At 23.9% G+C, this 13,213-nt stretch carries 10 protein-coding genes; 6 read left to right on the forward strand and 4 right to left on the reverse strand.

The features are described from left to right. Entirely contained in the window at window positions 1–849 is an 849-nt protein-coding gene (dapB, locus tag BUCICURT3053_RS00490) for a 4-hydroxy-tetrahydrodipicolinate reductase (protein WP_154061073.1), read from the reverse strand. A 311-nt stretch (window positions 850–1,160) separates the two neighbouring features. Then, window positions 1,161–3,998 carry an isoleucine--tRNA ligase gene (gene ileS, locus BUCICURT3053_RS00495; protein ID WP_154061074.1) on the reverse strand — a complete coding sequence of 946 codons (2,838 nt, stop codon included), beginning with the start codon at window positions 3,996–3,998 and terminating at the stop codon, window positions 1,161–1,163. Between the two features lie 391 nt (window positions 3,999–4,389). Between ileS and rpsT the strand changes: the two genes are divergently transcribed. Beyond that, window positions 4,390–4,650 carry a 30S ribosomal protein S20 gene (gene rpsT / locus BUCICURT3053_RS00500; protein WP_154061075.1) on the forward strand — a complete coding sequence of 87 codons (261 nt, stop codon included), beginning with the start codon at window positions 4,390–4,392 and terminating at the stop codon, window positions 4,648–4,650. 83 nt (window positions 4,651–4,733) lie between these two features. Here the strand turns inward: rpsT and dnaJ are convergent, their stop codons facing one another. Both dnaJ and dnaK read right to left on the reverse strand, forming a co-directional pair. Beyond that, a complete protein-coding gene (gene dnaJ, locus BUCICURT3053_RS00505; protein ID WP_154061076.1) occupies window positions 4,734–5,873 on the reverse strand; it encodes a molecular chaperone DnaJ in 1,140 nt (379 codons plus the stop codon). A gap of 120 nt (window positions 5,874–5,993) precedes the next feature. Further along, a complete protein-coding gene (gene dnaK / locus BUCICURT3053_RS00510) occupies window positions 5,994–7,910 on the reverse strand; it encodes a molecular chaperone DnaK (RefSeq protein WP_154061077.1) in 1,917 nt (638 codons plus the stop codon). 401 nt (window positions 7,911–8,311) lie between these two features. On the opposite strand from dnaK, the gene ndhC reads away from it, so the two are divergent. The 5 genes from ndhC to nuoF all read left to right on the forward strand — a co-directional run bounded on the left by ndhC (window position 8,312) and on the right by nuoF (window position 13,178). Continuing rightward, window positions 8,312–8,683 (forward strand): NADH-quinone oxidoreductase subunit A, encoded by a 372-nt coding sequence (gene ndhC, locus BUCICURT3053_RS00515; protein ID WP_154061078.1) that lies wholly within the window; start codon window positions 8,312–8,314, stop codon window positions 8,681–8,683. A gap of 91 nt (window positions 8,684–8,774) precedes the next feature. Continuing rightward, a complete protein-coding gene (locus BUCICURT3053_RS00520; protein ID WP_154061079.1) occupies window positions 8,775–9,452 on the forward strand; it encodes a NuoB/complex I 20 kDa subunit family protein in 678 nt (225 codons plus the stop codon). 109 nt (window positions 9,453–9,561) lie between these two features. Continuing rightward, window positions 9,562–11,361, forward strand: a complete 1,800-nt coding sequence (nuoC, locus tag BUCICURT3053_RS00525) for an NADH-quinone oxidoreductase subunit C/D (protein ID WP_172598436.1) — start codon at window positions 9,562–9,564, stop codon at window positions 11,359–11,361. 33 nt (window positions 11,362–11,394) lie between these two features. Continuing rightward, window positions 11,395–11,865 carry an NADH-quinone oxidoreductase subunit NuoE gene (gene nuoE / locus BUCICURT3053_RS00530; RefSeq protein ID WP_154061080.1) on the forward strand — a complete coding sequence of 157 codons (471 nt, stop codon included), beginning with the start codon at window positions 11,395–11,397 and terminating at the stop codon, window positions 11,863–11,865. Beyond that, a complete protein-coding gene (gene nuoF / locus BUCICURT3053_RS00535; protein ID WP_154061081.1) occupies window positions 11,862–13,178 on the forward strand; it encodes an NADH-quinone oxidoreductase subunit NuoF in 1,317 nt (438 codons plus the stop codon). Before nuoE ends, nuoF begins: the two co-directional genes overlap by 4 nt. Window positions 13,179–13,213: the final 35 nt, after the last annotated feature.

Genomic DNA, 13,213 nt, shown 5'->3' on the forward strand with positions numbered 1-13,213 from the left:
TTATATTTTATTTTTTTTATAAATAGATTTTCTTTTTAAAAAATCAGACATTTTAAATAAACCATTTTTTTTTTCATTTATCCATATAACCGCCTCAATTGCTCCTTTAGCAAATATAGAACGATGTGTAGCTTTATGGTTAATTGAAATTTTTTCATATTTATTAGAAAATAAAACTGTATGTTCACCAATAGTATTTCCTTCCCTTATAGTTGAAAAACCAATTTTATTTTTTTTTCTTATTCCTATATTTCCATATCGAGAAAATATAGCGGATTTATCAAAATTCCAATTCATTGATTTAGATATTATTTTACCTAATTGTAGCGCAGTTCCTGAAGGAGCATCTATTTTATTTCTATGATGGGATTCAATAATTTCAATATCAGAATTATTACCTAAGATTAATGAAATATATTTTATTATTTTATGCATAATATTTATACCTATACTAAAATTAGGTGAATATAATATTGGAATTTTTTTAGAAGCTTTTTTTATTTTATTAATTTGAATTGTATTAAAACCGGTTGTTCCTATAATTATTTTTTTTTTATTTTTTACACAATACTCTATCATTTTTAATGTAGCTTTTGGTGTACTAAAATCAATTAGTAAATCAAATTTTTTTTTTTTTTCTTCTTTAATTAAATCTTCTAAGGTAGTAAATAATTTTTTTTTATTTAAATGATTATTTTGATTTTTATCTTGAATAAGAATTTTTTCTTTATTTTGAATTAATAAATGAGTTAATTTAATATTTTTTTTTTTTTTGATTTCTTTTGTTAGAATTTTCCCCATTCTGCCTAGTGCTCCAGATATTGCTATATTAATTATTTTTTTCTTCATTTTTAAATCCTTATAATTTTATTACTTGATAGAATCAGTAATATAAAAATTGAATATAAATAAAAATTTAATTTAAAAAAATATTTTTATAAATATAAATTTTTATTTTTATATACTGATTATATAAATATTTTTTTAATGTATATAATGATTTTTGTTTTATGATTTTTAAATTATTATAATAACAAGTATTATATTCTTGTAAATTTTATATTAATAATTTTTAATAGATGTGCATATATTTTAAAATATACTTTTATATAAATTATTTATTATATAAAAAATATTAATAAAATATATATTTGTTTTTTTTATAAAAAAATATGTTTTTTTTCTTTTTGATTTATATTAGAAATACATCTATAACAAAAGTGTATATTATTATTAATTAATGTATTTTTTTTTGAATAATTCCAACATCTTGGACATTTCATTTTATTGCTTTTTTTTATAATAATTTTTAAATTTTTAATATTTTGACTACAATAAGCTAATTTTGGAGCAGAAGAATATCTATGTAATTGAGTTTCAGAAACTAAAAAAATGAATTTTAATTCAGTGTTTAAGGATAATAATAATTTAAATAGTTTTTTATCTATATACAATAGTAATTGTATTTCTAATGAATTATTTATATATTTATTTTTTTTTTCTTTTTCAATAAATTTATTTACTTCATTTCTAATAGTAAATATTTTTTTCCAAAACATTGAATTATAAGTAATATTTTCTGGAAGAAGTTTTGTTTTTTTAAACCATGTATTTGTAAAAATCGATGATTCTTTTTTATCTTTTAATTGACTCCATGATTCTTCTGCAGTAAAGGATAATATAGGAGATATCCATCGTATGAGAGATTGTAAAATATAGAATATTGTTGTTTGACTGCTTCTTCTTTCTACACTATTTTTATGCATAGTATATTGTCTATCTTTAATAAGTTCTAAATAGCAGGATCCTAATTCTGTAGAACAAAAATTAATAATTATTTGTACAACTTTATGAAAGTTATAATTAGAATAATTTTTGATGATTTTTTTTTGATATTTATATGTTATTCTTAATATCCATTGATCTAATAATAACATTTTTTTATTTTTTATAATATGTGTTTTACTTTTAAAATCAAAAATATTAGAAAATAAAAATCGTATTGTATTTCTAATTCTTCTATAATGATTTGATATTTGTTCTAATGTTTTATTAGAAATTGATATATCATTTGTATAATTTGTATATGCTACCCATAATCTTAATATATCCGCCCCCCATTTTTGAATAATGTCTTGTGGTTTGATATTTTTTTCTAAAGATTTTGACATTTTTTGTCCATGTTTATTGATAACAAAACCATGAGTAATAACTGACAAGTAAGGAGCATATTTTTTTGTTATTACTGATGTAATTAATGATGACATAAACCAACCTCGGTGTTGATCTGATCCTTCTAAATATAAATCAGCTATATAATTAAATCTATTAATTAAATTATGTTTATATATCTTAAGTTGATGATTAGATCCTGATTCAAACCATACATCAAGAACATCATTAATTTTTTTGTACATATTTGCATCTTTTTTTAACCATTTTGTCTTTTTTGTTTTCCACCATACTTGAGAACCGTATTTTTTAATTTTTTTTTCTACTTTTTTCATTATTAAAATAGTATCTGGATGTAACTTGCCTGTATTTTTATGTATAAAAAATGGAATAGGAACTCCCCATGTCCTTTGTCTTGAAATACACCAATCAGGTCTATTTTTAAACATTTTTTTCATTTTATTTTTTCCCCATAAAGGTATCCACAAAACTTTTTTAATCTCTTTTAATATTGTATTTTTTAATAATCTATCAGATGTATTAATAAACCATTGTGGGGTTGTTCTAAAAATAACTGGTTTATTATGACGCCAGCAATGAGGGTAACTATGATTAATTATTTCAGAAAAAAATATTTTTTTATTGTTTTTTAATAACTGAAGAATTATATTTTCTTTATTAAAAATATGTATATTATTTAGTTTTTTAAAAGTAGGGATTTTATAAAAACCATATGAATTCACTATTTGTAATGGTTTAATTTTATATTTTTGACAGGCTATAAAATCTTCATAACCATGATCTGGTGACATATGTACAGCTCCTGTACCTAATGTATCAGATATATGTGTAGATAAAATAATAGGAATATAGATGTTAAAAAATGGATGTAAACATTCTAAATTTTCTAATTTTCTTCCTTTTATAAGTCCAATAACTTTCCATTTTTTTATTTTAATTTTATTTATTATTTTTTTTGTTAACTTTTTTTCACAAATATAATATTTTTTTTCTATTTGTATTATTTGATAATATAAATTTGGATTTACAGCAATTGCTTGGCAGGTAGGTAAGGTCCAAGGAGTAGTAGTAAAAATGATAACTGAAATTTTAAAAAGAAATTTTTTTTCTTTTTGTATTTTTTTTTTAAAAAATTCTTCAAATAAGTTATGATCTTTTATTTTAAATAAAATATAGATAGATATTGAATTTTTTATTTTATGTTCTATTTCTGCTTCAGCTAAAGATGATTGACATTTGAAACACCAGTGGATAGGTTTAAGATCTCGATATACATATCCTTTTTTTACAATTTTAGTTAATATATTTATTGTATTTGCTTGATTTTTATAGTCTATAGTAAGACTTGCATTTTTCCAATCAGCCAGTATTCCTAGTCTAATAAAATCTTTTTTTTGTTGTTGAACTTGTTGTAATACGTATTTATGACATAATTCTCTAAATCGCTGTACATTAGTAGTAGTTATTTTTTCAGCAAATATTTTTTCTACTTTTTGTTCAATAGGTAATCCGTGACAGTCCCAACATGGTATATATGGAGCAAAAAATCCTGACATACGTTTAAATTTTAAAATTATATCTTTTAAGATTTTATTAACTGCATGACCAATATGAATATCTCCGTTAGCATATGGAGGTCCGTCATGTAAAAAAAAATATTTATTTTTTTTATTTTTTACAGATAAATGTTTATAGAGTTTATCTTTTTTCCATTTTTTTAATATTTCAACTTCTTTAATAGCTAAATTAGCTTTCATGGGAAACGTTGTTTTCGGTAAATTTAAAGATTTTTTAATGTTTTTCATGTATTACTCTTAGTAAAATACTATATACATTTATAAAAAAAACGGAAAAATATATATTAATTATTAATTAATGTGTTTATATTATAGATAAAATTTTTATAAAAATTAGTATATATTAAAATTTTAATTAGTAATAATTAATAAATTATTTAATAATTTTAAATTCAAATAATTTTTTAAATAAATAAATTATTTTTATACTATTTACTCTAAAAATATAATATATAGTATATTTTTTCTTTAATTGTTGATACTATTACCTATAGTATATATTTTTTAATATTAACATGAATAATTTAATTTTTTATAAAAAAAAGTATTTTTTATAAGATATTTTAAATAAATTTAAAAAATAATTTTTTTTATTTTTGATTTGGGAGTTATAATTATTTTGGCAAATATAAAATCATCTAAAAAATACTCAATTATATCTGAAAAACGTAGAAAATTGAATATTAGTAAACGATCAACTATTAAAACATTTATTAAAAAAGTGTATTTTTTTATTAAAATAAAAGATAAAAATAAAGCTTATCAAGCTTTTCGTATTTTGCAATCTTATATTGATAGATATTGTTCAAAAGGTATTTTACATATTAATAAAGCAGCTAGACATAAATCAGTATTGATAAAAAACATTAAATGTATGTAATTGTTATATTGTAAATTTGTTTAACTTAACAAGTATTGCTTCTATTTTTATTTATAGACAGCAATACCCTCTTATTTTTATATTTATTGTGTAAGGTTATCAAAAAATCTTTTTACACTATCAAAAAATCTTTTGGATTGAGGGCTATGATTTTTTCCTTTAAAATCACCAAAACTTTTTCCTAGTTGTGTTAATAGATTTTTTTGAAATGAATTTAAATTTACAGGTGTTTCTACTTTTATTTTACAAAATAAATCTCCAGGATATCCTTTTCTAACTGATTTTATTCCTTTTCCTCGTATTCTAAATAATTTACCTGATTGTGTTTCAGAGGGTATTTTAAGGTTTACTCTTCCTTTTAAGGTTGGTACTTCTATTTCCCCTCCTAAAGCTGCTATAACAAAATTTATAGGTATTTCGCAATATAAGTTATTTTCTTCTCTATTAAAAATAGGATGTTTTTTTACTGTAATTTGTATATATAAATCTCCAGATTTTGCTCCGTTTTTTCCTGCTTCTCCTTCATTATTTAAACGAATACGATCATTGGTATCAACACCTGATGGAATTTTAATAGATAAACTTTTAGATTTTTTTATTCTTCCTTGTCCATAACATATTTTACATAAATTTTTTATGATAGTTCCTTCTCCATTACAATTTGGGCATGTTTGTTGTACACTAAAAAATCCTTTTCGCATTTGTATTTGCCCGTGTCCATTACAATGAGTACAAGTACTTGGTTTAGATCCATACGCAGAACCTGTCCCAGAACATGATTTACATTCTTCTAATGTTGGAATTTTTATTTTTTTCGTGACTCCTTGAACTGCTTCTTCTAGAGAAAGATTAATATTATATTGTAAATCTGATCCTTTTTCTTGTTTATTTTTTCGTTGATTTCCAAAAATATCACCAAAAACATCACCAAATATATCATTTAAATCAGATGTAGAGCTAGTAAAACTACTATGAAAATTATCTGAATTATTATTTTGTTCAAATGCTGCATGTCCATATTGATCATATGCACTTCTTTTTTTTGAATCACTTAAAATTTCATAAGCTTTTTTGATTTCTTTAAATTTTTCTTCTGCAAGTTTATTTCCTGGATTTCTGTCCGGGTGGTATTTTACAGCAAGTCTTTTATAAGCTCTTTTTATATCTCTTTCATTAGCTGTATTAGAAATATTTAAAACTTTATAGTAATCTTGTTGTGTCATAATATTCTTTATCCTGAATTGATATATAAAAATGGGTGTAGATTTAATTTCTACACCCTTTTATTTAAAAAATAGATTAAATAATTAAAATTATTATTTCAAGAAATAGATATTTTTATTTTATTTTTTATTTTTTTCTTTAATTTCTTCAAATTCTGCATCTACTACATCATCATTATTTTTTTCTGTATTTTCTTGTTTTTTGTAATTTTTTTCTTCATTACTTTTTTTTAATAATTCTGTTAGTTTTAAATTAAACTGTAATACTTTTTGTATATTTTTATCAATTTCTTCTTTATCTTCCCCTTTTAAAGATAAATCTAGTTCTTGTAGAGATTTTTCAATATCAGTTTTAGTATTTTGATCAATTTTTTCTTTACATTCGCTTATTTGTTTTTTTGTATTATGAGAAATTTGATCGCCTTGATTTCGAACTTTTACTAATTCTTCAAATTGTAAATCTTTTTCAGAGTTTTCTTGTGCTTCTGAAATCATTTTTTTAATTTCGTTTTCATTTAACCCTGATGAAGATTGTATAGTAATTTTTTGTTCTTTTCCTGTTGTTTTATCTTTTGCTGAAACATGCAAAATACCATCTGCATCAATATCAAAAGTAACTTCTATTTGTGGAATACCTCTAGGTGCTGGTTGAATTCCATCTAAATTAAATTGTCCGAGTGATTTATTATCTAATGCTCTTTTTCTTTCTCCCTGTAATATGTGTATAGTTACTGCAGATTGATTATCTTCTGCTGTAGAAAAAGTTTGACTATGTTTAGTTGGTATAGTAGTATTTTTATTGATTAAAGGAGTCATAACTCCGCCCATTGTTTCAATTCCTAATGATAGCGGTGTTACATCTAGTAATAATACATCTTTTACTGTTCCAGATAGTACTCCCCCTTGAACAGCAGCTCCAATAGCTACAGCTTCATCAGGATTTACATCTTTTCTTGGTTTTTTTCCAAAAAAATCTGCTACTTTTTTTTGTACAAGTGGCATACGAGTTTGACCACCTACTAAAATGATATCATTAATATCTGATATTTTTAATTTAGCATCTTTTAATGCAATTTCTAGAGGTTTTATAGATCTAATAATTAAATCTTCAACTAAAGATTCTAATTTTGCTCGTGTTACTTTAATATTTAAATGTTTAGGTCCTGTAGAGTTTGCTGTAATATATGGTAAATTTACATCAGTTTGTTGAGCTGAGGATAATTCTATTTTTGCTTTTTCAGCGGCTTCTTTTAATCTTTGCATTGCTAAAGGATCATTTTTTAAATCAATACCTTGTTCTTTTTGAAATTCTGATACTAGAAAATGTATTAATCGATTATCAAAATCTTCTCCACCTAAATGTGTGTCTCCATTTGTTGACAATACTTCAAATGTTTTTTCTTTATCAACATCATCTATTTCTATGATGGAAATATCAAATGTTCCTCCACCTAAATCATAAACTGCTATTGTTCTATTTCCCTTTCCTTTATCTAGTCCATATGCTAAAGCAGCTGCAGTTGGTTCATTAATAATTCTTTTAACTTGCAATCCTGCTATTTTTCCGGCATCTTTTGTTGCTTGTCTTTGAGCATCATTAAAATATGCTGGTACTGTAATAACAGCTTCAGTAACTTTTTCTCCTAAATAATCTTCAGCTGTTTTTTTCATTTTTTTAAGAATTTCTGCAGAAATTTGCGGTGGAGCAATATTTTCTTTTTTTATTTTTAACCAAGCATCTCCATTTTTTGATTGTATAATATCATAAGGCATAATCTTTATATCGCGTTGTACTTCTTCGTCTTGAAATTTTCTTCCCATAAGTCTTTTTATAGCAAAAAGTGTATTTTTTGGGTTTGTTATTGATTGTCTTTTTGCTGGCTGACCGACTAATATTTCGTTTTCTTTAGTATAAGCAATAACAGAAGGAGTTGTACGTTCTCCTTCTGAATTTTCTAATACTTTTGCTTTATTATTATCCATGATAGCTACACAAGAATTAGTAGTTCCTAAATCTATTCCAATTATTCTTCCCATTATTATATTCCTTGAATATATTATTGTTGATAAATTTTATTTGAATCCTGAAATACTTTTTTAAATTAAATAAATGATATTTTAAAAAAATATTAAAAATTTTATAAAATAGATAATATTAATTAAATGGGGTCAGTTTATTCAGCATCAAGGGTAAAAAAAAAATATAATTTTTTATTTTAAAAAAATATTAATTATTTATATATAAAATATAATTAATTTTTTAATTACTATATCACTTAGAGGAAAATTATAACTTTTTTGTTTACAAAATGTTATAATTAATTATATTTATCTATATGAAATATTTATATATGATATTCTATTTTATTTATATAAAGTATTTTTTATTAATTATATATTATAATGTTAAATTAACTTTTTATGAGTTTTGAATATTTATGAACATGAATTATCAATCTTTATGTTTTTTAGTTTTTATACTTTTTAGTTTTTTTGTATGTTTTTTTATGTTGATAGCAGGTTATTTACTTGGAGGTAAATCATATTTTTATAATATACCTCGTCCATTTGAATCTGGTGTTATTTCACTTGGTGATGCTAGATTAAAAATACCTATTAAATTTTCATTAATTGCTATTTTTTTTGTTATTTTTGATGTAGAAGCATTATATTTATATATTTGGTCTATTTGTGTACGAGAATCTGGTTGGATAGGTTTTGTTAGTATTTGTTTTTTTATTTTTTCTTTATTTTTAACACTATATTTTTTATTTAAAAATAATATATTAGAATGGATAATATCAAAATAATTGAATATATATATTTTTATTAATAAAATAATATATAAAAATTTTTTAAATAAATTTTAATAATATTTTTAATTATTTAAGGATATTAATAATGAAATATACTTTAACGCGCGCAAATACAAATAATAATATTTTTGAAAAATATCCGTTAAATACTAAAGAATCAGTTTCTGATCCTATTGATACACAAGTAAAAAATAATATTTTTTTTGGAACACTTTCTAAATTTATTCATAAAATTGTAAATTGGGGTAGAAAAAATTCCTTATGGCCATACAATTTTGGTTTGTCATGTTGTTATGTAGAAATGGTAAGTTCATTCACTTCAGTTCATGATATTTCTCGTTTTGGTTCTGAAGTATTACGTGCATCTCCAAGACAGGCTGATTTTATGGTAATTGCCGGTACACCATTTATTAAGATGGCTCCTGTAATACAGAGATTATATGATCAAATGTTAGAGCCTAAATGGGTTATTTCTATGGGTGCTTGTGCAAATTCTGGAGGGATGTATGATGTTTATTCTGTAGTACAAGGAGTAGATAAATTTCTTCCTGTAGATATTTATATACCTGGCTGTCCTCCCCGACCAGAAGCATATATACATGCATTAACTTTATTACAAAAATCTATTTCTAAAGAACGCCGTCCACTATCTTGGGTAATAGGAGAACAGGGTGTATATAAAGCAAAAATGTTATCTGAAAAGGAAAAGAAAAATAATAAACGAATATCTATTATTAACCTTGATTGTGAAGATAATTTTTAATTATTAATAAAAATGTATGTATTTTTTATTTTTTATTAAAAATTTGTTTTATAAATAATTTTATTAGTATTTTTTTTATTAACCTATTGAGATTAAATTATGTCTGTTATTGATTTACAAAAAAATTTTTTTTTTAGATAGTAAAAATAAACATTTTTATAAAAAATATCCGATTATTTTTTCTTTATTTAGTTTATTTGGAAAAAAAAATTTTTTTATACAAGATACTTATGTAAAATGTCCCATTTTATGGATTAACCATTCAATTTTAATAAAAGTAATTTGTTTTTTAAAAAAAAACAATATATGTTCATATGAAATGTTATTTGATTTATATGGTGTTGATGAACGTTTACGAAAAAATATTGAGTATATTCCTTGTTCTGATTTTACGGTTTTTTATCATTTTTTATCAATTACTAATAACAGTGATCTTATTTTAAAAGTTGCTTTATCAAAGAAAAATTTGCAATTACCTACTATTACTTCAATTTTTTTAAATTCAAATTGGTATGAACGTGAAACCTGGGAAATGTTTGGTATAAGATTTATTGGTCATCCACATTTAACTCGACTGTTAATGCCTAAAAATTGGGTAGGATATCCCTTAAGAAAAGATTATCCATCACATGCAACAGAATTAGATAAATTTTTTTTCTCTAAACAAAGAGAAGATTTAGCTATGGAATCTTTACGTTTTTGTCCGGAATCATGGGGTTTAAAACGTAATAATAATAGTAAAATAGAATATATGTTTTTAAACTTCGGACCTAATCATCCTTCTTCACATGGTGCTTTTCGTATAATATTACAATTATACGGAGAGAAGATAATAAATTGTGTTCCTGATATTGGTTTTCATCATCGCGGAGCTGAGAAAATAGCTGAAAGACAATCTTGGCATAGTTTTATTCCTTATACGGATCGAATAGAATATTTAGGAGGGTGTGTTAATGAAATGCCTTATATATTAGCAGTAGAATCATTAGCTAATATACAAGTACCTGATAGAACACAAGTTATTAGAATTTTATTATCAGAATTATTTAGAATTAACAGTCATTTATTGTTTATTTCTACATTCGTTCAAGATGTAGGTAGTATGAGTACTGTATTTTTAGCTTTTACTGATCGTCAAAAAATTTATGATTTAATTGAAAGTATTACAGGTGCACGAATGCATCCTGCCTGGTTTCGAATTGGCGGTCTTTCTAAAGATTTACCTTTAAATTGGCATCATTTATTAAAAAAATTTTTAGATTGGATGCCTAAGAGATTAGATTTTTATGTAAAAACGGCATTAAAAAATAGAATTTTAATTTCTCGTTCTAAAGGTGTAGCATCTTATGGTAAAGAAGAGGCCTTGTCTTGGGGGGTAACTGGAGCAGGTTTAAGAGCTACAGGTGTTGATTTTGATATTAGAAAAAAAAGACCATATTCTGGTTATCAAAATTTTGATTTTGAAATTCCAATTGGGAATAAAACAAGTGATGCTTATACACGAGTTTTAATTAAGGTTGAAGAAATTAGACAAAGTTTAAAAATATTACAACAATGTTTATTAAACATGCCAAATGGTCCATTTAAATCTGATCATCCTTTAACTACTCCTCCAAATAAAAATAAATCTTTATTAAATATTGAGAATTTAATTTCACATTTTTTACAAATGTCTTGGGGTCCTGTTATTCCTTTTAATGAAAGTTTTCAAATGATTGAGGCAACAAAAGGAATAAATAGTTACTATCTGATTAGTGATGGATTACCAACTAGTTATAGAACACGAATTCGTACCCCGAGTTTTGCTCATTTACAGCAAATCCCCTCAGTAATACGTGGGTATTTGATATCTGATTTAATAGTTTATCTTGGTAGTATTGATTTTGTTATGTCTGATGTAGATCGATAAATATATCTTATAAATAATGATAGGAAAAAAATAGTGTTTTATTTAAGTCAATCAGAAATTTCTGAAATTTTATTAAAAAAAAAATGTTATGTAAATTCTAGAGCTGTATGTATTGAAGCATTAAAAATTGTACAAAAAAATAGGAAATGGATTTGTAAAGATGCTATTGTAGCGATTGCAGAAATATTATCTATTTCTGTATGTGATGTAGAAGGAGTTGCAACATTCTATTGTCATATTTTTCGAAAACCTGTAGGAAATCATATCATTCGTTATTGTGATAGTGTTGTATGTTTTATTAATGGTTATCGTGATATTGAAAGTGAATTAATATCCAGATTAGATATACATCCAGGACAAACAACCAGTGATGGTTGTTTTACACTTCTTCCAACTTGCTGTTTAGGCGCTTGTGATAAAGGGCCTGTTATGCTTGTTGATGAAGTCTTGTATACTCATCTAACCGTTAAAGGGATAAAAAATTTATTGGACAAATATAAATGAAATATATATTAAAAAAACCTGAAACACATCCATTAACTTGGCGTTTAAATAAACCTTATAAAACTATTGAAATAAATGAATATTGTAATACTCAAGGTTATCAAGCTTTAAAAAAATCTTTAAAAACATTTATTTCTGAAGATATTATATCTATAATTCAAAAATCAGATTTAAAAGGAAGAGGAGGGGCAGGATTTCCAACTGGAAATAAATGGAGTTTAATGTCAAAAAATACTTTAGAATCAAATAGATATTTAATTTGTAATGCAGATGAAATGGAACCTGGTACGTATAAGGATAGATTTTTAATAGAACATTTGCCTCATCAGTTAATTGAAGGTATGATTATTAGTGCTTTTGCCTTACAGTCTTCCTGTGGATATATTTTTTTACGAGGTGATTATTATTTATCAGAAAAAATTTTAATTAAAGCGATTAATCAAGCATATAAATTTGGTTTTTTAGGTAAAAATATATTAAATAGTAATTTTAATTTTGATTTATTTTTGCATACTGGAGCGGGTCGTTATATTTGCGGTGAAGAAACTGCATTAATTAATTCTTTAGAAGGAAGGAGAGCTAATCCACGATTTAAACCCCCTTTTCCAGCTAATTATGGTTTATGGGGTAAACCAACATGTATAAATAACGTTGAAACTTTGTCCAATATTCCTGCAATTATTTTATACGGACCAGATTGGTATTTGAGTTTATCTAAAGGTATAGATTCTGGAACTAAATTATTAGGTTTTTCAGGTCGAGTAAAAAAACCAGGTTTATGGGAATTACCTTTAGGAATTACTGCTAGAGAAATTTTAGAAGATTATGCTGGCGGCATGAAAAAGAATTTTACTTTAAAGGCTTGGCAACCTGGTGGAGCTGGAACTAATTTTTTATCTTGTGATGATATTGATATAAAAATGGATTTTACTAGTTTACAAAAAATAGGTAGTCGATTAGGAACTGGAATTGCTATGGCTATTGATAATAAAATTAATATTGTTTCTTTATTAGTAAATATTGAAACATTTTTTTCACGTGAATCATGTGGTTTTTGTACTCCTTGTAGAGAAGGATTACCATGGATAGTAAAGATATTAAAAAGTTTAGAAAAAAAGAACGGTTATATTAATGATATTTCTATATTAGAAGAATTGTGCCTTTACTTAAGTCCCGGAAAAACTTTTTGTGCGCATGCTCCAGGAGCAATATCCCCCTTACAAAGCGCAATAAAGTTATTTCGAATTGAATTTGAAAAAGGGATAAATAAATATAAAACACAAAAAAATAATATTGATATTATTTCTTTATAGAATTAATAATTTAAAAAAATATTATTATATATTAT

This window comes from Buchnera aphidicola (Cinara curtihirsuta) (genome assembly GCF_900698895.1).
GTDB lineage: Bacteria > Pseudomonadota > Gammaproteobacteria > Enterobacterales > Enterobacteriaceae > Buchnera_F > Buchnera_F aphidicola_AX.